Raw genomic sequence first — 24,442 nt, 5'->3', positions numbered from 1 at the left:
AAACACACTCCTAACCTTTAACCTCCAGCTTCTCTGCTATTCTTAATTTGGCACTTCTTGCTCTATTATTTTCTTTTATTTCAGCATTATCGGGAACAATTAATTTCCCAACAGTTTTAAATGGTACTGAAAAATTACCAAAAAAGTCACGTTCAGGCTCCCCTTCAAACATTCCGTTTTTCATAAATCTTTTCACCAATCGATCTTCTAATGAGTGATACGATATCACACTTAATCTTCCACCCGGATTCAATATTTCTAAGGATTGTTCCAAAAACTCTTTCAAAACATCCATTTCCTGATTCACTTCAATTCGGATAGCCTGATAGATTTGAGCCAATATTTTATTCCTAACTCTTTCCGGTAAATATCTCGCCAAAACCTCTTTCAATTCATCGGTTGTTTTGATTGGCTGCTCCTCTCTGGCTTCTATAATTGTTCTTGCCAAAGCAGGTGCATTTTTCAATTCACCATAATCCAAAAACACCCTTCTTAAATTCGCATCATCATATTCATTGACAACCCGATAGGCATTCAAATCATTTTTCTGACTCATTCTCATATCTAATCCTGCATCAAAGCGAGTAGAAAAACCTCTTTCCGGAACATCAAATTGATGTGACGAAACCCCTAAATCTGCTAAGATTCCATCAATACTTTTCACCCCATAAAAACGCAAAAACCGTTTTATAAAACGGAAATTCTCATTAATAAGCGTAAATCTTTCATCAGGCAGGGCATTCGCCAAAGCATCTTCATCCTGATCGAAAGCAAACAACTTTCCGTTTGGCCCGAGTCTTTTCAAAATTTCTTTTGAATGTCCACCACCACCAAAAGTCACATCTACATAAATGCCATCTGGCTTAATATTTAAACCATCTACTGATGCTTGAAGCAAAACCGGATTATGATATTCCATTGTCGTCGTCATTTAAATTCCCCATTACTTCTTCTGCCAAATCTGCAAAATCAACATCTTCACCATTTATTGATTTTTCGTATAAATCTTTATCCCAAATCTCAACAATATTCACTGCTGACGAGAATACCACCTCTTTAGCAATACTCGCAAACATCACTAAATCTTTAGGAACCAATAATCTACCTAAAGCATCAATTTCAACAACTTTAACCCCAGCAGTAAACCTGCGGATAAAATCATTGTTTTTCTTTACAAATCGATTCAGTTTATTGATTTTTTGCATCATCAAATTCCACTCCTGCATAGGATATAATTCCAAACAAGGTTGAAAAACGGAACGCTTCAAAACAAAACCGTTTTGAAGTGAAGTAGCCAATTGCTTTTTTAAAGGCGCTGGCAACAGCAACCTTCCTTTAGCATCGACTTTACATTCATATGTTCCTATAATTGTATCCAAGCAAAAAGTTTTAAATGATGTTGAGCAAAAATATAAAAAATATTACCACAATTTACCACTATATCCCACTTTGTTAATAAGTTTAACCCCTTTCGAACAAAAACCCTTAATTTTTGGACAGTCAGAACGTTAGCATCTTTTTATTTTATTTGTAAGAAAGGTAATATTATAAAAAAAAGGAGGTGAAAAACAATGAAATTTCAATTTAAAATGGTAAGAACAGGTTCAAAATAAATAAAATCTGAAGCTCAAATACATCAAAAAGAGAAGCCTGTTTTTATAGCAACATGTATAATTTTACAATTAAAAATTGTTGTAAAAATTCATTTTTATTTATTAAATCCTATATTTGTCAAAATTGAAAATCCGCATTCAAAAAAAATGGAAAAACACTATAAAAAAGAAGGTAGATACAGCTATTATGAAGCTGGCGAAGGAACTCCAATTGTCATTTTACACGGACTTATGGGTGGACTTAGCAACTTTGACGCTGTTGCAAGTTACTTCTCTACAAAAGGATATAAAATAATAATCCCAGATTTACCGATATACACTCAAAACATTTTAAAAACGAATGTAAAAAGTTTTGCAAAATACGTTAAAGATTTCATCACATTCAAAGGGTTAGACAGGGTAATTCTTTTAGGAAATTCATTAGGTGGTCATATTGCTTTGTACCACACTAAAATGTATCCTGAAAAAGTAGCCGGGCTTGTAATAACCGGAAGTTCTGGACTTTACGAAAGCGCAATGGGTGACAGTTATCCTAAAAGAGGTGATTATGAATACATCAAGAAAAAAGCTGAAGATGTATTTTATGATCCAAAAGTAGCCACCAAAGAACTTATTGATGAAGTTTACGAATCTGTAAACGACAGAATAAAATTGATAAAAACACTGACAATTGCCAAAAGTGCCATTCGTCATAATATGGCAAAAGATTTGCCAAAAATGCATGTTCAAACTTGTATCATTTGGGGAAAAAACGACAAAGTTACACCTCCGGATGTTGCAGAAGAATTTAATAAATTATTACCTAATTCAACCTTATATTGGATAGATAAATGCGGTCATGCTGCCATGATGGAGCATCCTGATGAATTTAATCGTTTGTTAGAAGACTGGTTAACCCATACCCATTTATCATTGCATTAATCCTAACAAGGAGAATTTTACACCTAGAAAAAATGAAAATTAATACCGCCGAATTTGTTATCAGCAACTCTGATGTGGCCAAATGTCCCAAAGACTTTTTGCCGGAATATGCTTTTATTGGCCGATCAAATGTTGGGAAATCCTCTTTGATTAACATGCTAACGAATCAAAAAAAATTAGCTAAAACATCAGGAAGACCGGGAAAAACACAATTGATTAATCATTTTTTGATTAACAACAATTGGTTTCTTGTCGATTTACCAGGTTACGGTTATGCTAAAGTTTCTAAAAAAACAAAATCTATTTTTCAAGAATTTATTACTGATTATTTTGAAACAAGAGAGCAATTAGTTTGTGCTTTTGTTTTGATTGACATTCGTCATGAAGCGCAAACCATAGATATTGAATTCATGTCCTATATGGGCGAAAGTGAGATTCCTTTTTGTATAGTTTTCACCAAAGCAGATAAAATCAGTAAAGTAAAAATCGATTCTCATATTGCGGCATACAAGAAGAAAATGTTTGCTAACAATTGGGCCGAAATGCCTCATTATTTTGTTACTTCCGCAACAGAATCTACCGGAAAAGAAGAATTACTTTCTTATATTGACGAAGTGAATCAAGAAGTTTTCAAAAACAACAGTCAGTTTTAGAAACATTTTTAAGCAGCAAAAAAAACATGACAAAAAAAAATATTGTCTCAATTCTTAATTTAGCCATAATTGTAGTTTTTTTTGCTTCTTGCAAAACCAGCACTTACCTTTTAACTAATATCGATTATAAAACAGGTGTTGATTTCACAAATGGAAAATGGCTGCTTAACCAAATAGACTGCCCTGGTTATAATGTCGAAAAACTAACCAATGAAGCTACTATTTTCTTTAAAGATAATTTAAATGATCGTTATTTTTACAGAGAAAACGTCAGCGGCTTATTAATACCTTATCAAATACCATTAAACCCAAATAAACAAAAACTTAAAGAACTAAAAATCGGAACTGGTTTTGATTATTTTATCAATATCTCTTCTAAGAAAAATAAAGACGAAATAGGCACTATCGGCTTATATGAAGATGAAAATTCAAAAGGCTCTAATCAAAGCGAAGTGAGTTTAGAAATATACGATTTAAATTCACAAGAAATTATCTATTCACAAAGAGCGATTGGAACAGCCAGTGCAACAAAACAAAAATCAGTATGGGAAACTAAAAAGTCAGATAAATTAATTGACAACATTTCTTTTCACAAAAGTTCAAATAGATTAATGATTGTTTCCTTAAAAAAAATATTAAAAGATTTAAAAAAGAAATCCATCACAAACAAAAAAAGAGCCATTTAGACAAACAGCTCTTTTTTTTATAATCATTTCGTCAACTCCAGTTTTTCGGCAAAATAATCGCAGAAATCTTTCATGGTATCTGCCATTTTCTCGTCATCTGTAGCGCGTTTGAATGTTTCGGACATCGCCACTAAAGTCTGGTGAAAGAAAATTTTCATTTCATCAACCGGCATATCTTTAGTCCATAAATCAATTCGCATACTTTCTTTTGCCTTGCTGTCCCAGATAGACAACATAATTGCTTTTGCCTCTTCTTGTTCTACTCCACCGTCTTTGGCAGACCACATTAATTTTTCCGGAACACGGTTTTCATCTAATTCAATTAGAAACTTAATTTCTGATGTATTTTTATTCGACATTACTTCTTGGGTTTGTATTTTGATTTCACAAATATTTCTTTTGCATTGGTTTTTAATAAATCTACCAAAGGCACTTCATTATTTTTCATATAAGAGCGTACCATTTGCCATCCTATCCAGGCACCAACCTGCCCTGGTGATTCATTATCAATTTCTAAATAAAATTTAGAAAATGGTGCCGGATTTATAAACCGGGAAATTAACTTTTGATCATTACTGTAAAGCATTTCTTTTTCAATAAAATAACGCCACATATAACTTTCATTTTCTTGACACCATGTTATCTGTTCTGGAGTATAACCCATTTTTTCGGCATCGGTATAATCCGGCAAAAGTAAGTCTTTTAAATACAATTGCTTTCCATAATAAATCATTTGACTAAGTAAGTTTTTGTCCAAAACAGGCGGAATTTGACGTTCTGAAAAACTTGAAACTACATCTGGACCGATTTGTCTTTCCTCAAAATTTTGTTTCAAATAATTTGGAAACTGATAAAACTTATGATCCTTTCCTAAATACAATTCAAGTGAAATAACAACCAAACTATCCGCATAAATGGCTTTATTCTTATAGTCCATTTCAGAGATTATAGTGATTACTTTGGGTGTTTTTGTCTTAGGAAAATAATATTTGATGTGTTTAAAAAGTGACTCCAGTTCTATTTTTACAGGTTGAAAATCAGCATACTTTTTTTGAACTTCCGTGTACAATTCTCTCCACATCGGATCCTGCATTTTATGCAACCAAACACTATTATCATTTCCCGGAGGAAAAAAAAACGGAAATTCTTTTTTTACTTTTTCTAAATCCTGCGGTGGAGTTTCAAAAAATATTTTGTCAAAGCGTTCCACTTTTACTTCTAAAGGAATTGCTGTCACGGCACTTTCAACTTTATTTTTCTTGTCACAGGATAAAATAAAGAGACAAAAGACTACAAGAAACAGATATTTTTTCATATATATTAATTAAATTTGTGTCCAAAGAATCTAAGGAAACGAATGCGCAATAAATTGATTTTGCAAATATACATTCCTGATTTTTAAAATGTAAACTATTATGACTAAAAAAAGTACATTACAGGTTGAAAAAGTGAATACCCATATTGTAAATTGGTTAAAAAAATATGCCGAAAATGCAAAAGTGAATGGTTTTGTAATTGGGGTTTCCGGAGGAGTAGATTCGGCAGTTACCTCAACATTATGTGCACAAACAGGATTAAAAGTTTTATGCGTTGAAATGCCCATCCATCAGGCACAAAGTCACGTAACCCGTGGACGGGAACATATCGAACAATTAAAAAAAAGATTTCCTAATGTATCCAGTATTGAAGCTGATTTAAGCTCCGTTTTTGAAACTTTCAAGAAAGCTGTACCCGATATTTCAGATTCCGATAAAGTTCATTTATCACTTGCCAATACCCGAGCACGGTTAAGAATGACAACACTTTATTACTTTGCCGGCATTCATTGCTTATTAGTGGCAGGAACTGGAAACAAAGTAGAAGATTTTGGAGTGGGTTTCTATACAAAATATGGTGATGGCGGAGTGGATTTGAGTCCTATTGCTGATTTGATGAAGTCTGAAGTCTTTCTTTTAGGCAGTTACTTAAAAGTACCGGCTTCTATTTTAAATGCATCCCCTACTGATGGATTATTTGGTGACGAAAGAACAGATGAAGATCAATTAGGAGCCAGTTATGATGAGCTGGAATGGGCAATGACCCAAGATGAAGCCGGACAATCTTCGAATGCTTTTTCAGGAAGAGAAAAAGTTGTTTTCGAAATTTATAAGAGATTAAATACGATCAATCAACATAAAATGACAGCAATTCCTGTGTGTTTTATCCCAAAAAAATAAAGAAGTCACATTTTATATTGATTTACAATTAATTACAGAATTTATTTATTAATTTTACAGTTCCAATAACAATTAATTCTAAAAATTTAAAATCATGATTAAAGTATGTATAGCCGATAATTATCCTGTTGTGCATTTTGGAGTAAAATCTTACTTTAAAGATAATGCAGAGATATCAATAGTTGCCAATGTAGGTAATTTCTTGATGGTACGGGATATACTTTTAACTAAAGAAATTGATGTATTAATTTTAGATTTGGAGCTGGAAGGTCTTTCCAGTATTTTTGAGGTTAAAGCAATCTTGAAAAATTTTCCAAAAACTAAAATTATTATCTTCAGTGGTCTTTCAGAACAAATTTATGCACCCAATGCTATTAAAGCGGGAGTTTCTGGGTTTATCCACAAAAAAGAAAAGTTAGAAACTTTAGGCCAATCGATTATCAAAGTCCACCAAGGCAAGATAATCATGAATGAGACTGTAAAGAAAAATCTAGCATTAATTGCAAAACAAAGTAAGAGCGAGCGCTTATATCGTAAGCTTTCCAATCGAGAAGTAGAAGTTTTACGTTATCTAAGTGATGGGAAGAAAAATCATGAGATTGCTGAAATTCTGAAACTCAATGAAAAAACAATTAGTACGTACAAATTACGATTACTAACAAAACTAAATGTTACCAATTTAGTAGACTTGGTAAACAAAGCAAAAACTTTAGAGATCGTTTAAGAATACCACAACAGAACGCTCTATTTTTCTTAAAAAAGAATGGATTAATACATTGTAATCCATCACCATAAACAAAAGCTCTGTATTATCTGAATTTGCTTCAGATGACACAGAGCTTTTTTAATTATTGTGGAGTGAAAAAATCATGCTCCTTTAATGATAGCGTACCACAACTCTTCCTAATTTTTTTGAAAATTTTCCTCTCAACTCGATATAATTCATCACTAAAGATAGCGACTCCATATTATCCGAATCTGGTTCATTAGAGACTGAATTTTTTAACTCTTCTATAATTTCACTCAGTAAAAACCATCTTAAAGTAAGCAATGTATCTGAAACATCCTGATTTAACATTTCATCTTTGGTTTTAGGAAAAATATTTTGACCTACCCAATTATGCAATACATTTTTCTCATCCTCCATTATAATATTAGTTACCTCATCTGGAATACCTGACTGAAAATGATTTATATATTTTTCAAGCCCAGAATCCTCATTTTGCAAATAATAATCTATTAAATTTTTATAAATCTCTCTAAATATAGGACTTGCAAATTCTACTTCATCATCTTGCAAACTCAAATATATTTTCTGAAAAACTTTTAATTCTTTAACTTCAGTAACGTCTATAATTTCTCCATCACTATTTGACTTTAATAGAACTTCTTCAAATCTTTCTGTTTTATTACCATAAAGCAATAGGATTTCAATTATTTTACGTTCAAATCGATACAGAGAATCCACTTTATCCGCCTCAACTGTATCTTCATTTTTAACATAGTCAAAAGCATTCTGCAATTGCTCTTTTTTTTGTTTTTTCCCAACTTCAACAACATCTTTTTGAACTAATTGCGCTAAGGTACTGACAAGCACTTGTTCCGAAATATCCATAATTCTGGAACATTCCTGAATATAAATTTCGCGTTGAATCCTATCTGGAATTTTAGAAATACTGACTACCATATCTCGAATTAAATCCGCTTTTTTTATAGGATCATTCTTGGCTTCATTCATCAAAAGCGATGCTTTAAACTGAATGAAATCTTTCGCATTATTTTCGAGGTATAAAACTAAATCATCATAAGACGTTTTCTTGGCAAAACTATCTGGATCTTCTCCATCAGGAAATGTACATACCTTCACATTCATTCCCTCTTCAAGAATCAAATCGATTCCTCGAATTGAAGCGCGTAAACCGGCAGCATCTCCATCAAAAAGAACCGTAATATTCTTTGTCAATCTATTTACCAATCGGATTTGATCTGGCGTCAAAGCTGTCCCTGAGGAAGCAACAACATTTTCAATTCCGGATTGGTTGAACTGAATTACATCTGTATATCCTTCGACCAAATAACAATTATTTAATTTTGCAATGGATTGTTTGGCTTGAAAAATACCATACAAAACTTTGCTTTTATGATAAATTTCACTCTCTGGTGAGTTCAGGTATTTTGCCGCCTTTTTATCATTGGTAAGAATCCTTCCTCCAAAACCGAGTACTCTTCCTGACATACTTTGTATTGGGAACATCACACGACTTTTGAAACGGTCAAATGGCCTGTCTTCTCTTGCAATTGTTAAACCCGTACTTTCCAGAAATTCTAATTTATATCCTTTCCCTAATGCTTCTTTGGTAAAAGCATCCCAAGCTTCCGGGGAATAACCCAAACCAAATTTCTTTATGGTTTCATTGGTAAAACCGCGTTCTTTAAAATAAGAATAGCCAATTGCTTTTCCTTCTTCCGAATTTAAAAGTGTATTATGGAAATAGGTTTTTGCAAATTCCGAAACCAAATACATACTTTCTCGAACATCAGTATTGGATTTCTCTTCATCCGTCTGCTCGGTTTCTTCAATTTCGATATTGTATTTTTTGGCTAAATAGCGAATGGCTTCCGGATACGTGAATTTTTCGTGTTCCATCAAGAAAGCGACAGAATTCCCTCCTTTTCCAGAACTAAAATCTTTCCAAATTCCCTTAGCTGGCGAAACCATAAATGATGGAGAACGCTCTTCAGAAAACGGGCTTAGCCCTTTGAAGTTGCTTCCCGCACGTTTTAATTGTACGAAATCACCAATGACTTCCTCTACACGAGAAGTTTCGAAAACAGTATCTATAGTGGCTTTTGAAATCAAATTATTATAGGGTCAAAGTTGCAAAAGGTCAAAGTTACAAAGTTTTTAAAGATATAAACCCTTTCAGCGTTTGAAACTCTGAAAGGGTTCTTAAAAAAGTACAAAAACTAACTCAACTAAACTTTAATTAAAATCGAAACGCACTCCTAAGGAAACGTTATTTTGTTTCACTGCATTGTCTTTAAACAAAGGATTCAAATCATATTTCACATATAAACTCGTGGACTTGTAGCCTATATAAGAACTCAAACCATAGATAAAATTACTGGTATTAAAATCCCCTTTGGTTTTTTCCGTAGCTTTTAAATCATTGTCATCATACTTGATAATTTGCTTTGATTTCAAATTGATTCCTGCATAACCTCCTATTCCAAAACGGACACTTTGATGAGTTCTAAAAAATGACTTATCCGCTTTCATCTTTTTACCTGAAAAGTCAAATTCTAAATGAGCTGGCACCACTAAATATACATTTCTGAATCGAGAATCTTTTAAATCTATAGGATTAACCACCAAATTAGTTTGGTCACCATTGACTACAAAACTACGATTATCAGTAGGACGAAGATTATTATATATTACTGATAAGCCGTATTTAGCATGAAGTAAATTATTGTTTTTTACAATTCTGCTATTGTAAGAAACGCCTAATTCGTAGAAATGAGAACCCAAATACATAAAATCTGATTTTTCGATACTATTATTAGTCACCACATTAATTAATCCTGCTGCAAAAACCACCTGACTTGTTGTTCTTTGCTCTCCTTTTGTTGAACGAATAGAATCATTCCTTTTTGAATCTTTTTCCCAATCCCAATTCAATTCAAATTTGCGTTTTTTCAAAGCATCTTGCTCCTTAATTTTCCCGTCCACTTTTTCCTGAACTAAGTTTTTCAATGCTTCTTGTTCCAAAGCCACTCTTGATTCAATATTGATTGCTTTGGCTTCGGCCAATAATTTCTTTTTACGCTCCGCTTCTTCTCTTGTGATCGTACCGTTGATTAATTGATTATTAACCGCCTCGACTTCTATTTTCAGGGCCGCTTTTTCTTCTTTTGTAATGGTTTCAATTTTTGAAGCAATAGTTTTTGCTCGCTGTTCAAATGTTTCCTGTCCAAGCATTTTACTTGCAAAAAGACATAACAGTACTACTAAGTAAATTGTAAAATTTCTCATGGTGATTTGATTTTAAAGGTGATTGATGATTTTTATTCTAAGTTACGATTGGTCAACGCAACTTTTACCGTTTGGTAATTCTTGCTTACTTTATTGATTACTTTTTCTCGAAAGGAAAGTTCTAATTCTCCATCCACTTCTGAAAGCAAGTTATTGGCATTTACATGTACAACTAGTTTTTGATTCGATTGATTTTCTTTTTTCGAAGGATTTCCAGCAACTGCTAACAGTTCGTCAACTGTAACACCGCTGATTTGTGATTTGATTAATTTTTGTTCTGTTTTTTGATTACTGATTGAAACTTCTGCTACTTGATTTTGATTTGAATTATTATTAACGACTATCGGTTTTTCTTTTAAAACTGGAGTTTTGTTAGTTCCCGAAGTTGATTTTGGAACAGCATTAGCAACCAAGCCTTTTTCATCCTCCGTTTTTAGTTTTATACTAATGTCAGGAACTACAGTCGTTTTTGGAGTAACTGAATTCTGAATAACAACCTCATTTTCCTGATTTTCAATTGTATTTCCTTTTTGACTGAAATAAACTGTTCCTATCAATAGAAATCCGACAAAACTGGCAGCTATAAACAACCAAGGAAATTTAGCTTTTGGTTTTTCAGCAACCGTAAGCATCGCATCCAATTTGCTCCAAGCCATTTCTGATGGTTTGATCTCCCGAGAATTCAATTGCTCTTTGAACTGTGTTTCTAATTTATTCGGTTCCATAACTGTAATTTTTTAATTTACTAATCTGTCCTTGCAGCATTTTTCTGGCATGAGACAATTGCGACTTAGATGTTCCTTCATTAATCCCTAACATACTGGCAATTTCCTGATGCTTATAACCCTCGATAGCATATAAATTAAAAACCATTTTATAGCCATCCGGCAAACTGTCTATCAAAAACTGAATGTCGGCTATTGAAAATTGGCTTTCGATGTTATTGAAACTTTCTTCAAAATAGGTTTCATCTTCACTATATTTTAGCTTTTTTTCAACTCGGATAAAAGAAATACATTCGTTGACCATGATTCTTCTAATCCAACCTTCAAAACTTCCTTTGTGCTGAAAACTCTTCAGATTCGTAAACACTTTCATAAAAGCAGTAATCATAATATCTTCGGCCTGATGAATGTCTTTTATATATTGGCGGCAAACGCTTAACATTTTTGGTGAAAACTGGGTATAAATCTGCTGTTGCGCCTGCCGATTGTTTTCGACAGCTAACTGGATTAATTCATTTTCCTCCTGATGTAAGTTGATTACTTTCATAAATAATTTCAATGGCAATTTCAAAAATCAATGGCAATGGCAATTTCAAAATTCAATTTCAATTTCAATATTTTTCATTGCTATTGCAATTGATTTTTGATATTGAATCAGACTTCTATTAGCATAGACGAGTTGGATTGCAAAAAGGTTGCATCTTACATAAATATTTTTTTGATTTTACAAATTGAAAACCAAAAAGAGTCAATAAAATCAATAGTTAACGTGGGAAAATTATTCTAAAAAAAAATTATTTTTTTCTTTCAATCACATAATTTACCATCAAAATCAGCGCATCTTTGAACTCAGAATCAGGATAATTATCTAAAAGCAAAAGGGCTTCTTGCTGAAATTCTACCATTTTTTGTTCTGCATAAAGCAATCCGTTACTGTTTTTCACAAAAGCAATAACTTCTTTGACGCGTTTTTTATCTTTATTATGGTTTTTAATGGAATTGATAAGCCATGTTTTCTCTTTTGAAGTACACGTATTCAAGACGTGAATGAGAGGCAGAGTCATTTTTTGTTCTTTGATGTCAATTCCGGTAGGTTTACCAATGGCATCTTCGGTATAATCGAATAAATCATCTTTTATTTGGAAAGCCATCCCAATGAGTTCTCCAAATTTACGCATGTTTTCTACCTGAACTTCATCTTCTATAACAGATCTTGCACCAAGAGCACAACAGGCAGCAATAAGTGTCGCTGTCTTTTTTCGAATGATTTCATAGTAAATATCTTCTGTGATGTCGAGTCTTCGTGCTTTTTCAATTTGAAGTAATTCGCCTTCACTCATTTCGCGTACAGCGACAGAAATAATTCGAAGCAAATCAAAATCTCCATTATCAATAGAAAGCAACAATCCTTTGGACAATAAATAATCACCTACAAGTACCGCAATTTTATTTTTCCAAAGCGCATTGATGGAGAAAAAACCTCTTCTACGATTGCTATCATCCACTACATCATCATGAACTAATGTCGCGGTATGAATCAGTTCGATAACACAAGCTCCACGATACGTTCTTTCATTTACAACATCTCCCGAAACCATTTTGGCAGTCAGAAAAACGAACATCGGACGCATTTGCTTTCCCTTTCTGTTGACGATGTAATACGTGATTCTATTTAACAAAGCCACTTTTGAAGTCATCGATTCATAGAACTTTTTTTCAAAAAGTTCCATTTCGTTGAAAATAGGCTGTTTTATTTGTGAAGTTACATTCATTTAGGTTTCAAATATACTATTTTAAATAAAAAACATAGTCTATTTCCTGTAAGTATATTTATTTTGTGCGATTTCTATTGCGATCAATTATGGAATTCAATTCCGTTTAATTTGCTAAACCGATAACAACTACAGTCGGAATTTACAAATTGATTTCATTATTGCACTTTTATCAAACTAAAAATTACTTAGACACAGACCAAAAATTATAGACTGCCAGTTTTTCGAATTGATTTTTTTGTATTTTTATAACTTAATTGAGCCCCAATTATACCTTTTTATGATTTTTTTATTAAAATAAAAACCTAAAACCTATTAATTATGAAAAAAAAGATTTTATTATTTGGAATGATTTTGAGCATTCTTGCATTTACAAGTTGTTCAAAAGACTCAGAACCTGCTACAACAGAAACAAGTGTAACCAGTAACGATGTTGGCGCTAATCAGGATATGGATGATGTCATAGACGATGTATCCCTTATTGCTGATGATCAATACGAAGCAAAAGAAGGATCTACAACCGGCAAAACTATTGGAGATTACTATTCAATAAAACCTGAATGTGCAATTGTTAGCGATTTAGGCTCAACAGCTGAAGTTAGAAAATTGACCATTACTTTTGGAACTGCAACTTCAGCTTGTTTATTTAGAGGACATTCCCTAAAAGGAAAAATTATATTGACCCGCACTACCGGAACCACTTTCCCGAAATACATGACTGTCACTTTTGATGGATTTTATGTAAATGACCGTAAACTAGAAGGAACATCCACATGGAAAAGAGAAATGCTTGGAAGTGCAACTGCAGTACCCTCTACATTACACCCGAAAACTACTTTCACCATGACTGAAATGAAACTCACCACAACGGCTGGAGTTTACATCCGTAATGGAGACCGAATAAGAGAAATGACTGCTGGATTTTCTACCCGTACAAGCCCAACGGATGATGTGTATTCTACTTACGGAACATTTACGACAACACATCCAAATGGATCTGTTTTTACCTCTTTAATAGAAGCAGCAACACCATTGGTTCATAAAGCCGTTTGTAGTTTATCACAACCTCCTTTACCTTTTCCGGTGTCAGGAATGTTAAAACTTACAAAAAACACACACTCTGCAACAATTGACTATGGAACGGGAGCTTGCGACAATCTAGCCACGCTATCCATAGATGGAGGTACAGCAACTGAAATTCATCTAGGTCATTAAAAGACTTTAGCAACCTCAACAAAGAGGTTCAAAATTAAAAAGGAGTTCAAAACTGAACTCCTTTTTTTATGCTTCTTTATTGGCCAGTTGCCCGCAAGCAGCATCAATGTCTTTTCCGCGGCTTCTTCGTACTTTTACCACAATTCCACTAGCTTCCAGTGCTTTTATATACGCATTAATTGATTCTTCGGAAGCTTGTTGAAACTCACCATCATCGATTGGATTGTATTCAATCAAATTCACTTTGCAAGGAACATATTTACAGAACTTCACCAAAGCATCTATTGAAGCTTTATTATCATTGATATCTTTCCAAACGACATATTCGTAGGAGATCTTACTTTTAGTTTTTCGGTACCAATATTCCAATGATTCGCGCAAATCTGCCAAAGGAAAATTAGCACTAAACGGCATAATTCTAGAACGAATTTCATCGATTGCCGAGTGTAGCGAAACTGCTAATTTGAATTTCACGTCATCATCTGCTAATTTCTTAATCATTTTAGGAACTCCCGAAGTCGAAACCATAATACGTTTAGGCGACATTCCTAAACCTTCCGGAGACGTAATCATTTCAATTGCCTTCAACACATTGTTGTAATTCATAAGCGGCTCTCCCATTCCCATGAAAACAATATTTGATAACGGATGATTGTAATACAAACGGCTTTCTTTATCGATGGCAATTACCTGATCATAGATTTCAGCCGGTTCCAGATTTCGCATTCTTTTTAATCGCGCTGTAGCGCAAAAGCTGCAATCTAAACTACAACCCACTTGACTCGAAACACAAGCTGTAGTTCTTGTATTAGTAGGTATCAAAACCGACTCCACCACCAAACCATCATGCAAACGAACAGCATTTTTCACGGTTCCGTCTTCACTGCGCTGCATCGTATCCACTTTGATGTGATTGATAACAAAATGCGTTTCCAGCATCGTACGTGTTCCCTTAGAAACATTAGTCATATCCTCAAAACTATGCGCGCCTTTGCTCCACAACCATTCATAGACTTGATTCCCACGAAAGGCTTTATCGCCATTTGCGACGAAAAAATCTCGCAATAGTTCTTTTGATAAGGATCGTATGTCTTTTTTCTCCATCATTGTGCAAAGTTAATTACAATTTTGAATTATATTGAATTTTTCTAACCCTCAAAATTATATTTTGTAACTTTGTTTCTGTAAAATGAACAGACATGGGACTTCCAGAATTAAAACAGAAAATTCAAATGCAAATAGAAAATGCCGACGAACGTTTATTACGTATCGTTTCTTCGGTTTTTGATAATTATTTGAATGAAGATACATCTGATAATACTACCCTAAATTCGATGGCATTACCAGAAAAAAAAGCGATAGACGAAGCACTTATTCAAGTGGCGAACAAGCAAACTATTTCGCACGAATTAGTAATGGAAGAAACCAAAAAAAGGTATCCAAAATATTTCAAGAATGAAAATTGAATGGACTTTAGCTTCCAAAAATGATCATTGGCAAAATATTGAATATCTGGAAGAACATTGGTCTGAAAAAGAAGCCTTAAATTTCATTTATGAAGTCGATTATTCTCTTAATTTATTAGCAAGAGAGAACGTGGTTTTTACAAAATCCGATTATATCAATGTTTACAAAATGGTAATTATAAAGCAAATTACCATCTATTATTCCATTCAAAACGAAACCATCTACTTGTTACGATTTTGGAACAACTACCAAGATTTAAGTAATTTTAAATTAAAATAATGCATTTCATTTCCCAAGAATTAGAAGATTATATCGAGCAACATTCAGAAAAAGAACCGGCTTTACTGGCGGCTTTGAATAAAGAAACGTATCAAAAAATTCTGCTGCCGCGAATGTTGAGCGGGCATTTTCAAGGTCGGGTTTTAAGTATGTTGTCTAAACTGATTCGGCCGGTAAATATTCTGGAAATTGGCACTTATACGGGTTATTCGGCGTTGTGCTTGTGCGAAGGCATGCAGGAAACCGGACAATTGCACACGATTGACATCAAAGAAGAGTTGATTGATTTTCAACGCAAACATTTTGACAAATCACCTTGGGGAAAGCAAATTGTACAACATTTAGGAGAAGCAATTGACATCATTCCAACGCTGGATATAAAATTTGATTTGGTTTTTATCGATGCCGATAAAGAAAACTACCTCAACTATTTTGAATTGATTGTTCCAAAAATGAATAAAGGCGGGATTATTTTATCGGACAATGTGTTGTGGAGCGGGAAAGTTCTGGAACCGTTACAACCCAATGATTTGAGCACAAAAGTATTACTGGAATACAATCAGTTATTAAAGAATGATCCCAGAGTAGAAACGGTTTTGTTGCCCATTCGTGATGGATTAACGGTAAGTCGGGTTCTTTAGTTTAGGATATTTCTATTGAAAACAAATGCCCTAGCCCTGATAAAAGCGACATCCTTTTTCTTGTAATTCTGACTGAGAAGGAAGAAGGACAAGGAAAAGATACAGCTTCCCGATAGCTATCGGGAAGCGGAAAAAAACTCCTGTTTACTACGTCGTTCCTCCTTGCAATGACATAGGAAAATACTTTTGTTGTGCTATTTTGTAGCCTTTGAACATCAAAAATCCAAAAGTAAATCCGAAGAAATAGCCTGTAAGAATATCCAATGGATAATGCAATCCCAGATAGATTCTACTGAAAGCGAAGATGAGCGGCCATAAGAACAGGAAGCCAAAAAATTTGATTTTGTCCTTAAAATTAAAATACAAAAATGTTACAACTGCCATAGAATTTGCGGCGTGTCCTGAGAAAAAACTGAATGATTTACGTTCTTGAACTATGCGTATAAAGGAATTGATTTCAGAATTATTACAAGGGCGTAATCTTTGAAATCCGTTCTTGAACAAGTTTGTTGTTTGATCTGTAATTGTGATTAAAGCTGCTACAAACAGCAATAAATACAAGGTTTGTTTAACTCCTAATTTTTTATAAATAACATATAAAAGGAGTAAAAAAAGAGGAGTCCAGTTGCTTTGTCTGGTAATAAATAACCAAAGTCCATCATAATCACTAGACCCTAACCCATTCAAATAAACAAACAATTCCGTATCTAAAGACAATAATTTTTCTAACATTACATCTGACGTTTTATAGGTCCTGTAACATCTTCTATAATTTCTTTAGTTTTATCGATTTGAGTGGTTGTTTCGCCCAGTAAACTGTCTTTGGCTTTATTGATTTCTGAGGTGATATTTCCGGTTATATCGCTAATTTGAGACGTATCTCCCAATAGATTTTCCTTCGCTTTATTGATTTCCGATGTAATATTTCCTCTTAAATCGGTTAATGTTTGTGTATCTAATCCATTAGCTTCCGCTCCTTTTTGAATCTCACTTTTTATGTCATTCGTAGCATGTTTTAATTGTGCCATTGCTTTACCCATCGTACGGGCTATTTCCGGTACTTTATCCGACCCAAAAAGCATGAGCACTATAAACATGATAAAAATTAATTCGCCTCCTCCTATGCCAAACATATTTCTTATTTTTTATTGTTGCAAAGATACCTAATTTTGAATCTTTGACTTTTAATTTTTTCATAAAAAAAAGACTCTTTTCAGAGTCTTTTTTCATTTCCTGTCTTTATTTAATCAAATTTAGACTTCACTTCTTCTTTAGGCCAAGCGTTATTGGTTACGTCAATATCAGCAGTTTCTAATTTTGGATCTATCTGAATCTTCTTGATTGCTTTTTCAGTTGCGTAAACTTTCTTAGCCGTATCATTGTTTTTTCTCCAAATTTGAGCTGGATATTTGAAGGTTTCTTTCGTATCATCTTCGTATGTCAATTCAACGATAATTGGCATTAACATTCCTCCTGGTTTGTTAAACTCTACTTCATAGAAATACTTAGGAGATTTCAATTTTGATTTTTCATCTGCAGAAAAATTTTGGTTTATATACTCAGATAGTAAATTTACATCTTCAATTGCTAATGCTTTCTTATCTTTTGATGACAATTCTTCACTTGTTCCAGGAACTAAATAAACGAAAGGTCCTTTTTCTTGACCAAAACGCCCTCTTCTTACTACAGCGTCTTTTAATGCTGCAGTTGCAGTCTCAGACACATAATATTGTTTTACTTCTTTCACTCCGATATCAACAAAATCAGTAGAGTAAAACCATCCTCTGAAAAACCAATCTAAATCAACTGCTGATGCATCTTCCATAGTTCTAAAAAAGTCTTCTGGTGTAGGATGCTTGAATTTCCATCTGTTTGCATATACTTTGAAAGCATGGTCAAATAATTCTCTTCCCATAATTGTTTCTCTAAGAATATTCAAACCTGTTGCCGGCTTACCATAAGCATTAGCACCAAATTGAACGATCGTTTCAGAGTTAGACATAATAGGTTCCAAGAATTTTTGATCTCCGCTCATGTACGGAACAATTTTACTTGCCGGTCCACGACTTGAAGGGAAATTTGTCCCCATTTCTTGTTCGGCCATATACTCCATAAATGTATTAAGACCTTCGTCCATCCAAGACCATTGACGTTCGTCAGAATTTACAATCATAGGGAAAAAATTGTGCCCTACTTCATGTATTATTACGCCAATCATTCCGTTTTTAGTACGTTCACTTGTCACTCCTTTTTCGTCAGGACGACCATAATTCCAGCAAATCATTGGGTATTCCATTCCTTGATCTTCCGCTGATACAGAAACTGCTTTTGGATAAGGATAATCAAATGTGTGAGATGAATAACTTTTTAAAGTATGTGCCACAGTTCTTGTAGAAGTTTCTCCCCAAAGCGGATTTGCTTCTTTAGGATAGACTGAAACTGCCATTACCGTTTTCTCATTTAATTTAACTGCCATTGCATCCAGAATAAACTTTCTTGAAGTAGCAATACCAAAATCCCTTACGTTTTTAGCACTGAATTTCCATGTTTTTTTCTTTTCTGAAAAACCTTTTTCACTTGCTTCCGCTTCCGCTTGAGTAACAATTACAACTGGTTTATCAAATGATTTTTGAGCCAGTTCGTATCTTTTTACTTGCTCTGCAGTAAAGACTTCGCTTCTATTCATCAATTCACCGGTAGCTTCCATAACGTGATCTGCCGGCACAGTGATATTTACATCAAAATTTCCAAAAGGCAACGTAAATTCTCCCGTTCCCCAAAATTGCATATTCTGCCATCCTTCAACATCATTATAAACTGCCATTCTAGGATAGAATTGGGCAATTACATATAATTTATTACCTTCTTTTTCGAATAATTCATAACCTGAACGACCACCATCTTGTCTGTAATTATTAATATTATACCACCAATTGATAGAAAAAGTAAATTTTTCACCAGGTTTCATTGGAGTTACTAAATTAATACGCATCATGGTTTGATTGATCGAATATGACAAAGGATTTCCTTTTACATCTTTCACGAACTCAATGTTGAATCCACGCTCTAATTCTGGTTTTAAAAACTTGTTTGCGAAGTTTCCAGCAGGAAAAACCTGCTCCATTCTTTGGCTTTCCGCCAATGGCGTTTGCGAAGTTTTCGCAGCTTGATTTTGATCTAACTGAACCCATAAATATTCTAAAGTGTCTTGAGAATTGTTATAATAAGTAACCGTTTCCGACCCCGTTAGTTTAGATTTTTTGTCATCAAGCTCTACATTTATCTTGTAGTCAGCCTGTTGTTGATAATAAGCAGGACCCGGAGCTCCAGAAGCAGTACGAAACATGTTAGGCGTTGCTAACAAATCATACATTTGGCTAAACTTATTGGTATCGTACTTTCCTGGTTGTTTTGGCGTAACAGGTGCCGTTTTTTCTTGAGCAAACAAAATTGCCGGAAGAAGTAATAATAATGTAAATTTTTTCATAGGTAAAAATCTGGTTATTCAGTGCGTGAAAATAATAATTTAAAACAGATGTTTTTAAATTTATTCATATTTTAACATTCCCTTGGACGTGGATTCTGTAAATAGTAATGTATTTTTTATTCCAGCCACATTAAAATGCATAATATTTTGCTGTTCTGAATTTCCTTCTATGATAACTGTGTTGTAAATTTCGAGTGAATTAATTTTAGGAATTTCCTTTATACTTAAGTAACAGATGAGTACATCCCCATCCATTTCTTTGCTTAAAAGAGTCATGGATTTCGATTGTCCATTTATTTTTATGGAGAATTTTTCGCTGAAATATTTTTTCAATAAAACCAAATCTTCGGCTGTTTCTTTTTCAGAACCCAAATTGATTTTTTTAGCATACTTTTTCCCAACGGCATTATTCAAATCATCAACAAAAATACGGGCGGTGATTTGAAGCATTTTCTTTTGGGGAGCGTAATTTACTTGGTATAATGCCACATAAAATTTATGCACACTAAAAGAAGTCAACGTTAAAAATAATAACCCAAAAAAAGTAATTAAGACTGTTTTTTTCATTTTCCAAAAGTAGCAATTCTTTTAAACTCTTCGTTCTTGGTGATTAAAAAATCAATTAGTAAAAATTCATCTTCTTGTTTCAAAAGGCTTTTCGATTTTGGATCATTCTCGCAATAATCCAGAAAAAGCCCAATTTCATCGTTTTTCAACCCTAATGTATTTGTAAAGAAATAAGCATCAATCCCTTTAGAAACCACATCAGAAAAATCCACATCAGGATTCAAATCGGTTCTTTTTGCCGAATCATTCTTGAATACTTTAGAAACCATCTTGAATATCCTAACAAAATCCATTCCATTTTCTATGGTTCCGTCCGAAGGCATCGTTCTATTCACAGGTGAAGATTTCGCATCATCAAAAAATTGCATGTCGACAATACCCTGTGAACCACCAGTTATTGGTTTTATCTCCGCTTTGCGCTTCACAATAACTTCCTTCAACAGCGTAGTTTGCGTTTCTAAATTGACTACAAACAACGGTTTTGAAAAATCTTTCTCCTGAATCACAATTTTTTTAGACTTAAAAGAAGCGCTTGAGACCAGCAATGTATCTTTGGCTTTCGCCAAAATATCAAAAAACCCTTGGTCACTTATAAAGGTTCTCGTTTTTGAATTCAAATTAAAAACATATCCGTTGTCCACCAAAGCGGATTCATTTATAAACTGACCGTGCAATGACTTTCTGTTTTCATTTTGACCAAAAGAAAATTGGCAAAAGAAAAGCAAACAAAGAATTCTTATTTTAGTTTTCATCTTGGATTGTTTTTGTATAAATATTAGACATTTTAAACATTAAAAACATTACCCTCCACTTATTTTTAGATTTCAATGCTGCAACAAAATTATTGTCTTCAATACAATAGTATTGAAATCCTTTGATGTAATCACTAGGAATTTTTAAAGTTTCATTATAATACTCATCGGAAAAAAGTGTTTCTAATTTATTCAATAATGCTCTACTTCTTTCCACCTTCAATGCTTTATCAAGTGCTGGATTTTTCCCTGTAATCATTATTTTAAGCGCATCCAAAGGTCCTTTTGGCTGGGAATACTTTCCTCTCTCAGCAGCAGTGTAGGACTTTTGGTTTTTAGGAATTATTCCTAAATCCCGTGCATTGATTTCCGGATGTTGATTAACTACCACTTCTTTCAACTCCGTTACTTTCGAAATCATTTTTATGTTTAACACCTCCAAAATCAAATCCTCTTCCTCGATTAACTTCCTGTGAATCTCCAGATTCACCGCTGTAAAAACCAGCACATCATTGGCTTTTGCCAAAATAAAAAATTCTCCATCCCTATTTGTAACGGTTGTTTTTTCATTTACTAAATTTAAGACATTTATTCCACTTATATAAGCCGAATCGGCTCTAATTTTACCATGAAGTATCTTTTCACCAACAGTTTGACCAAAAGACATTTGGTATATTAAAAATAAAACTACCGATAGAATTCTATTTATTTTCACCCGCAATAATTTTATTATAATTTTCGGCAAGTTTTACAATTAGAAACATGACCATTGTCTTGTTTTTAGATCGTAATGCATTCGCAAAACCAGTATCATCAATACAGTAATATTGAAAATCTTTAATGTAATCTGTGGGAATTTTCAAGGTTTCGATGTAATATTCATCTTCAAAAAGAACTTCGATTCTAGCTAATAATTGTTCTTTTTTCTCAATTACAATCTCTTTTTTAAGCATAGCTTTACGACCTGAAATTGCATTCAGCAATCCATCGATACCTCCACCAGAGGTTGCGGTGTATAATTTTCTCTCTGCTGGCGTATATTTTTTTTGACCGTAAGGTATAATTCCTAAACTCTCTGCAGTAATGGAAGATTCATTCACTATTACTTCATTCAAAATAATACTTTTGGGAAGCATCATTACTGTAATAACGTCCTGCAGATCCTGCTTGTTAATTTTCCTGCGGAGACCTTCTAAATGAACTGCAGTAAATACCAAAACATCGCCTTCTTTTACAGCTATAGTAAAGAAACCATTCACATCCGAAAAAGCAGTTTTATCCGTTGTTACATTCTCAATCGTAATGCAATCAACCGCAACAGAATCAGCGATAATTTTTCCTCGAAGTTCCTTTCCGTTGTCCATTTGACCAAAGGCAACTTGCACGAACAAAAAGACAATAAACTGTAGGGTACTTTTAATTTTCACTGGCGATTATCTCTTTGTATTTAGTGGCTAATTCTCCAATCAAGAAAGTACTCATTGTCACATTTTTAGATTTTAAAACGGTCACAAACCTTTCGTTTTCTACAATATAATATTCAAATCCTTTGACATATTCAGATGGTATTTTTAATTTACTCACAAAATAATCGACGGTAAACATATTCTCTAATTGCCTCAAATACGATTCTTTCTTTTCGACTTCAACTTCTTTTTTAAGCATTTTAGTTCTTCCTGAAATCCAATTTAATAATGGATCAGCCGAGATTGAACCGCCCATCATAGTGCCCGCATTAGCAGTGGCATTAAGATTACTGGCAGTATATAACTTTCGTTCTGCCGGAGTGTATATTTTTTGTCCCTTTGGAATTATCCCCATTGAAACCGCATTCATACCGTTTCTTACAATAACTTCTCGTAATTGATTTACTATGGGCATCATTTTTACCTCAATTATTTCTTGTTCAAAATCCTTTTGGGTCAAGCCAATTCTAACCTCTTTAAACTGCCCTTCAGTGAACAGTAATGTGTCCCCAACTTTAGCCATAATAGAAAAATTCCCCTCTTTATCAGTAACTAATGCTTGCTCACTTTTTAAATTTATCACATAAATCCCTTCTAAAACAGAAACGTCAGAAGTCACTTTTCCTTTCAATTTTATTCGAGAAGTTTCTTGTGCTACAACATTCGTTGCTACAAAAGCTAAATATAAGTACACAATTCTAATCATCCCTTTTTAATCCGTTATTGACACCTCGTAAAAGTATCTTAATGCGCTCCAAATTAATTACTAATGAGTTGGTAAAAAAATGTTAATTAAAAATATGAAATCAAAAAGACTGATTTAATACCTTTAGCACAAATTATGCACCAAAAATGAAAAACATACTAATCGCAAGTACTTCTACTCTTGCCAACCAGAATTACCTAGACTATTTATTACCTGAATTGCAATTGCATTTTCAAAATTGCAACACCATTCTTTTTATCCCTTACGCTAGACCCGGCGGGATTTCTCATGAAGAATATACTGCAATGGTAAGCTTGGCTTTCGCCAAAATAAATAAAAAAGTAATCGGAATACATGAGCTTGAAGATGCCGCACTGGCTATAAAAAATGCAGAAGGAATTTTTACCGGCGGAGGAAGCACATTTGTTTTAGTGTCACAATTATACAAAAACAACAGCATAGAAATACTCTCTGATGTTGTAAAAAATGGAACTCCGTATTTAGGAACAAGTGCAGGAAGCAACATTTGCGGATTGACGATGCAAACGACAAACGACATGCCGATTGTTTATCCTCCAAGTTTTAAAACTCTGGGATTAATTCCTTTCAATTTAAATCCGCATTACTTAGATCCCGATACTAATTCCAAACACATGGGAGAAACTCGTGAAACCAGAATAAAAGAGTTCCACGCTTATAATTCTGTACCCGTTTTAGGATTAAGAGAAGGCAGCTGGCTGGACGTAAAAGGCGATACAATTACTTTGAAAGGTGATTTGACAGCACGACTGTTTAGACAAAATCAAGCACCCGAAGAATTAGAGGCTGGAAGTGATTTAAGTTTTATAAAGTAATCCTAAAATAAATGATACAAAAAAAGCCGAAACAATTACGTTTCGACTTTGAAGAGCGAAAGACGAGGCTCGAACTCGCGACAACCAGCTTGGAAGGCTGGAGCTCTACCAACTGAGCTACTTTCGCATTATAACAGTAAAATAAAATTTCAAACTAAAATTTGAAATTTAGAGCGAAAGACGAGGCTCGAACTCGCGACAACCAGCTTGGAAGGCTGGAGCTCTACCAACTGAGCTACTTTCGCATTAACAACGGTGCAAATATAATTAATAAGTTTGCTTCAATGCAAGTTTTTTTCTTAAAAAGTCTCAAACTTACCCCCAGAACCTTTTTTTATAAAGCATATAAAAATCATAAAGAATTTATTATGAAATTATTATACCTT

General features: G+C 33.6%; 28 protein-coding genes and 2 tRNA genes. 10 read left to right on the top strand and 20 right to left on the bottom strand.

Translation table 11 applies throughout. The features are described from left to right. Positions 1-10: 10 nt before the first annotated feature. Complete coding sequence (gene rsmH, locus ACNQGX_RS01980; protein ID WP_417973563.1) at positions 11-931, bottom strand: 16S rRNA (cytosine(1402)-N(4))-methyltransferase RsmH; 921 nt, start codon at positions 929-931, stop codon at positions 11-13. After that, positions 906-1,379 (bottom strand): division/cell wall cluster transcriptional repressor MraZ, encoded by a 474-nt coding sequence (gene mraZ / locus ACNQGX_RS01975; protein WP_417973561.1) that lies wholly within the window; start codon positions 1,377-1,379, stop codon positions 906-908. The genes rsmH and mraZ overlap by 26 nt, the downstream gene beginning before the upstream one ends. Positions 1,380-1,760: 381 nt before the next feature. Between mraZ and ACNQGX_RS01970 the strand changes: the two genes are divergently transcribed. From ACNQGX_RS01970 to ACNQGX_RS01960, 3 genes are read left to right on the top strand one after another with little or no spacing between them, the layout of a single operon-like run. After that, entirely contained in the window at positions 1,761-2,534 is a 774-nt protein-coding gene (locus tag ACNQGX_RS01970; RefSeq protein ID WP_417973559.1) for an alpha/beta fold hydrolase, read from the top strand. A gap of 32 nt (positions 2,535-2,566) precedes the next feature. Continuing rightward, positions 2,567-3,187: a ribosome biogenesis GTP-binding protein YihA/YsxC gene (gene yihA, locus ACNQGX_RS01965; protein ID WP_131915106.1), complete on the top strand. Its 621-nt coding sequence runs from the start codon at positions 2,567-2,569 to the stop codon at positions 3,185-3,187. A 26-nt stretch (positions 3,188-3,213) separates the two neighbouring features. Continuing rightward, positions 3,214-3,873: a hypothetical protein gene (locus tag ACNQGX_RS01960; protein ID WP_417973557.1), complete on the top strand. Its 660-nt coding sequence runs from the start codon at positions 3,214-3,216 to the stop codon at positions 3,871-3,873. 23 nt (positions 3,874-3,896) lie between these two features. On the opposite strand, the gene gldC is transcribed toward ACNQGX_RS01960, so the two are convergent. Continuing rightward, complete coding sequence (gldC, locus tag ACNQGX_RS01955) at positions 3,897-4,232, bottom strand: gliding motility protein GldC (RefSeq protein WP_091165314.1); 336 nt, start codon at positions 4,230-4,232, stop codon at positions 3,897-3,899. After that, positions 4,232-5,188, bottom strand: coding sequence for a gliding motility lipoprotein GldB (gldB, locus tag ACNQGX_RS01950; RefSeq protein WP_417973555.1), 957 nt, complete (start codon positions 5,186-5,188; stop codon positions 4,232-4,234). Before gldB ends, gldC begins: the two co-directional genes overlap by 1 nt. A 100-nt stretch (positions 5,189-5,288) precedes the next feature. On the opposite strand from gldB, the gene nadE reads away from it, so the two are divergent. Both nadE and ACNQGX_RS01940 read left to right on the top strand, forming a co-directional pair. Next, positions 5,289-6,089, top strand: a complete 801-nt coding sequence (nadE, locus tag ACNQGX_RS01945; RefSeq protein ID WP_417973553.1) for an NAD(+) synthase — start codon at positions 5,289-5,291, stop codon at positions 6,087-6,089. A 94-nt stretch (positions 6,090-6,183) separates the two neighbouring features. Then, positions 6,184-6,813: a response regulator transcription factor gene (locus ACNQGX_RS01940; protein WP_131915102.1), complete on the top strand. Its 630-nt coding sequence runs from the start codon at positions 6,184-6,186 to the stop codon at positions 6,811-6,813. A 153-nt stretch (positions 6,814-6,966) separates the two neighbouring features. Here ACNQGX_RS01940 and dnaG read toward each other — a convergent pair whose 3' ends face one another. The 5 genes from dnaG to ACNQGX_RS01915 form a co-directional block, all read right to left on the bottom strand. Further along, complete coding sequence (dnaG, locus tag ACNQGX_RS01935) at positions 6,967-8,949, bottom strand: DNA primase (protein WP_417973551.1); 1,983 nt, start codon at positions 8,947-8,949, stop codon at positions 6,967-6,969. A gap of 123 nt (positions 8,950-9,072) precedes the next feature. Further along, entirely contained in the window at positions 9,073-10,125 is a 1,053-nt protein-coding gene (locus tag ACNQGX_RS01930; protein ID WP_417973549.1) for a ZW10 interactor, read from the bottom strand. Between the two features lie 32 nt (positions 10,126-10,157). Continuing rightward, positions 10,158-10,850, bottom strand: coding sequence for a hypothetical protein (locus ACNQGX_RS01925; protein WP_417973547.1), 693 nt, complete (start codon positions 10,848-10,850; stop codon positions 10,158-10,160). Beyond that, positions 10,837-11,397 (bottom strand): RNA polymerase sigma factor, encoded by a 561-nt coding sequence (locus ACNQGX_RS01920; RefSeq protein ID WP_417973545.1) that lies wholly within the window; start codon positions 11,395-11,397, stop codon positions 10,837-10,839. Before ACNQGX_RS01920 ends, ACNQGX_RS01925 begins: the two co-directional genes overlap by 14 nt. Positions 11,398-11,644: 247 nt before the next feature. Then, on the bottom strand, positions 11,645-12,622 hold the full coding sequence (locus ACNQGX_RS01915; protein WP_417973543.1) for a polyprenyl synthetase family protein: 978 nt from the start codon (positions 12,620-12,622) through the stop codon (positions 11,645-11,647). Positions 12,623-12,943: 321 nt separating this feature from the next. Between ACNQGX_RS01915 and ACNQGX_RS01910 the strand changes: the two genes are divergently transcribed. Then, positions 12,944-13,837 (top strand): hypothetical protein, encoded by an 894-nt coding sequence (locus ACNQGX_RS01910; protein WP_417973541.1) that lies wholly within the window; start codon positions 12,944-12,946, stop codon positions 13,835-13,837. 66 nt (positions 13,838-13,903) lie between these two features. Here the strand turns inward: ACNQGX_RS01910 and rlmN are convergent, their stop codons facing one another. Next, the gene (gene rlmN, locus ACNQGX_RS01905; RefSeq protein ID WP_417973539.1) at positions 13,904-14,944 is read right to left on the bottom strand and encodes a dual-specificity RNA methyltransferase RlmN; all 1,041 of its coding nucleotides are present in this window, start codon (positions 14,942-14,944) and stop codon (positions 13,904-13,906) included. A 92-nt stretch (positions 14,945-15,036) separates the two neighbouring features. Between rlmN and ACNQGX_RS01900 the strand changes: the two genes are divergently transcribed. The 3 genes from ACNQGX_RS01900 to ACNQGX_RS01890 are packed head-to-tail and all read left to right on the top strand — an operon-like array spanning position 15,037 to position 16,224. Continuing rightward, on the top strand, positions 15,037-15,303 hold the full coding sequence (locus ACNQGX_RS01900) for a hypothetical protein (RefSeq protein ID WP_417973537.1): 267 nt from the start codon (positions 15,037-15,039) through the stop codon (positions 15,301-15,303). After that, on the top strand, positions 15,293-15,583 hold the full coding sequence (locus tag ACNQGX_RS01895) for a type II toxin-antitoxin system RelE/ParE family toxin (RefSeq protein WP_417973535.1): 291 nt from the start codon (positions 15,293-15,295) through the stop codon (positions 15,581-15,583). The genes ACNQGX_RS01900 and ACNQGX_RS01895 overlap by 11 nt, the downstream gene beginning before the upstream one ends. Beyond that, positions 15,583-16,224, top strand: coding sequence for an O-methyltransferase (locus tag ACNQGX_RS01890; protein ID WP_417973533.1), 642 nt, complete (start codon positions 15,583-15,585; stop codon positions 16,222-16,224). The genes ACNQGX_RS01895 and ACNQGX_RS01890 overlap by 1 nt, the downstream gene beginning before the upstream one ends. Before the next feature lie 147 nt (positions 16,225-16,371). Here ACNQGX_RS01890 and ACNQGX_RS01885 read toward each other — a convergent pair whose 3' ends face one another. The 8 genes from ACNQGX_RS01885 to ACNQGX_RS01850 all read right to left on the bottom strand — a co-directional run bounded on the left by ACNQGX_RS01885 (position 16,372) and on the right by ACNQGX_RS01850 (position 23,202). Further along, positions 16,372-16,956, bottom strand: a complete 585-nt coding sequence (locus tag ACNQGX_RS01885; RefSeq protein WP_417973531.1) for a phosphatase PAP2 family protein — start codon at positions 16,954-16,956, stop codon at positions 16,372-16,374. Next, the gene (locus ACNQGX_RS01880; protein WP_417973529.1) at positions 16,956-17,357 is read right to left on the bottom strand and encodes a Sec-independent protein translocase subunit TatA/TatB; all 402 of its coding nucleotides are present in this window, start codon (positions 17,355-17,357) and stop codon (positions 16,956-16,958) included. The genes ACNQGX_RS01885 and ACNQGX_RS01880 overlap by 1 nt, the downstream gene beginning before the upstream one ends. Before the next feature lie 110 nt (positions 17,358-17,467). Further along, positions 17,468-19,711 (bottom strand): M1 family metallopeptidase, encoded by a 2,244-nt coding sequence (locus ACNQGX_RS01875; RefSeq protein ID WP_417973527.1) that lies wholly within the window; start codon positions 19,709-19,711, stop codon positions 17,468-17,470. Positions 19,712-19,771: 60 nt separating this feature from the next. Next, positions 19,772-20,278, bottom strand: a complete 507-nt coding sequence (locus ACNQGX_RS01870; RefSeq protein ID WP_417973525.1) for a DUF6702 family protein — start codon at positions 20,276-20,278, stop codon at positions 19,772-19,774. Continuing rightward, positions 20,275-21,030, bottom strand: a complete 756-nt coding sequence (locus ACNQGX_RS01865; RefSeq protein ID WP_417973523.1) for a hypothetical protein — start codon at positions 21,028-21,030, stop codon at positions 20,275-20,277. The genes ACNQGX_RS01870 and ACNQGX_RS01865 overlap by 4 nt, the downstream gene beginning before the upstream one ends. Beyond that, positions 21,020-21,745 carry a hypothetical protein gene (locus tag ACNQGX_RS01860; RefSeq protein WP_417973521.1) on the bottom strand — a complete coding sequence of 242 codons (726 nt, stop codon included), beginning with the start codon at positions 21,743-21,745 and terminating at the stop codon, positions 21,020-21,022. The genes ACNQGX_RS01865 and ACNQGX_RS01860 overlap by 11 nt, the downstream gene beginning before the upstream one ends. Continuing rightward, positions 21,732-22,457 carry a hypothetical protein gene (locus ACNQGX_RS01855; protein WP_417973519.1) on the bottom strand — a complete coding sequence of 242 codons (726 nt, stop codon included), beginning with the start codon at positions 22,455-22,457 and terminating at the stop codon, positions 21,732-21,734. The genes ACNQGX_RS01860 and ACNQGX_RS01855 overlap by 14 nt, the downstream gene beginning before the upstream one ends. Continuing rightward, positions 22,447-23,202, bottom strand: coding sequence for a hypothetical protein (locus ACNQGX_RS01850; protein WP_417973517.1), 756 nt, complete (start codon positions 23,200-23,202; stop codon positions 22,447-22,449). Before ACNQGX_RS01850 ends, ACNQGX_RS01855 begins: the two co-directional genes overlap by 11 nt. 146 nt (positions 23,203-23,348) lie before the next feature. On the opposite strand from ACNQGX_RS01850, the gene pepE reads away from it, so the two are divergent. Next, the gene (pepE, locus tag ACNQGX_RS01845; protein ID WP_417973515.1) at positions 23,349-24,056 is read left to right on the top strand and encodes a dipeptidase PepE; all 708 of its coding nucleotides are present in this window, start codon (positions 23,349-23,351) and stop codon (positions 24,054-24,056) included. A gap of 54 nt (positions 24,057-24,110) precedes the next feature. Here pepE and ACNQGX_RS01840 read toward each other — a convergent pair. Further along, positions 24,111-24,183: transfer RNA gene (locus ACNQGX_RS01840), tRNA-Gly, on the bottom strand. A gap of 45 nt (positions 24,184-24,228) precedes the next feature. Continuing rightward, positions 24,229-24,301: transfer RNA gene (locus tag ACNQGX_RS01835), tRNA-Gly, on the bottom strand. Positions 24,302-24,442 lie beyond the last annotated feature (141 nt).

This window comes from Flavobacterium glycogeni (genome assembly GCF_048286775.1).
Taxonomy (GTDB): Bacteria; Bacteroidota; Bacteroidia; order Flavobacteriales; family Flavobacteriaceae; genus Flavobacterium.
The sequence above is the reverse complement of the archived record's forward strand: the minus strand, read 5'-3'. Positions and strand labels throughout refer to the sequence as shown.